The 1330-nt window shown below is 51.3% G+C and carries 1 protein-coding gene and 1 pseudogene; both read right to left on the reverse strand.

Annotated elements, in window-relative coordinates:
* Positions 1-207 (reverse strand): annotated as a pseudogene (locus AC1DUO_RS25035) (ATPase RavA stimulator ViaA); the annotation flags it as partial.
* 2 nt (positions 208-209) lie between these two features.
* The coding region (locus AC1DUO_RS25040; protein ID WP_477989387.1) for an ATPase RavA domain-containing protein at positions 210-1330 on the reverse strand (1121 nt) is incomplete at its 5' end.

A 1330-nucleotide genomic window follows, 5' to 3' on the forward strand; every position in this document is an offset into this window, starting at 1 on the left:
CTCTTGGGGAACCGGCGTTTCGTGGATCCTCTGGCGAAGGCGCAATTTCCATTCTGGGAGATCTTTGGTCAGGGCACGCTTGAGACGGGGAAATTTCTCGAAGAACACCGTCAGCGCTGGCGCAGCCAGCAAGCCGACGAGCAGTTCTTCAATCAGTTCGGCTTCGCTGATGGCCAGCAGAAGATCCAGTGACTCGAGACTGAACATGATCAGTGACCACTGAATGTCTGTTGCTGATGACGCAACTGTTCAGCCACCTGAAGCAGGCTGGCTTCTATTTTTGCCATCCATTCTGCCGGAACAAACAGACAGTTTTGCTGCTGGCTGAATTCATGTCTCTGCTGCGCCAGTTTTGCGGTCAGGTCACTCAGCGTATTTTTCATTTCGTCGGGAACGGCAATATGCTCATGGCCCGGCAGCGTCAGCGGCGTGCTCTGACGGCTGACATCCAGCACCAGAAGTTGTTGTTTGTCATCGATTTCCAGATCCACGGTTTGTACAAAACCAATCCCGTTGAGTTTGGCTTTCAGTACGCCTCCTTTATTTAGCCACTCTTCCAGGATGATGCGTTCGAATAACAGGTGTGTGACTTTTATTTCATGCAGGTGTAAAGGCGTTTGCAATAACAGGGTCAGGTTGGTGGTGTTAAGTGATTCAGGCAGGCTGTACTGTGGCTTGCGGCTGAAAATGCCGGCCTTCTTACTCAGTTTGATTGACTGACGCGAACTCTGTTGCTGCTGATGTTGCATCCATTGCTGATTCAGCTGCTGAATTTTCATCAGCAGTGTCTGCTGCTGATAAGCCTGTTCGGTGATCAGTTGCTCAATCTGGGTTTGCAGCAGGTTATAAGTATTAAGGTCATGCCATAAACAGTCTTTCAGCAGGATCAGATCCACCTGCGTGATCGCTTTTCTGCCACTGAAAAATGCGCAGGCCTGCAACAGGCGCAGGGCTTTTTTCCAGCGACGGTCAGAGACATAAGGTGCCGTATCCAGGGCATCAAGGCGCTGGCGCAGCTGGAAGATCAGTTCAAAGCAGCTGTCTGAAAGATTGACTTTGTCGATCTCCGGCTGCCATTGTTGGTATTCTTCATCGCTGATACTCAGGGACTCTGCCACCGGATTGGCGTTTTCATTGTTCCGGCTGGTCAGCAGTGAGCGAAAATTTTGCTTATCCTGCACTTTATCCAACCACAGACGGATCAGCATGCGGTCGTACAGCGCTTCGAGGCCACCATCGGCTTCGGGTAATTCGTTGGACGCACTGACCAGCAGACGCATCGGAATAGGTTCTTCTCGTTCGCCATTACGGAAGCGGCGTTCGTTGATGG

It is taken from the genome of Rahnella sp. P4_A8, from assembly GCF_056402435.1.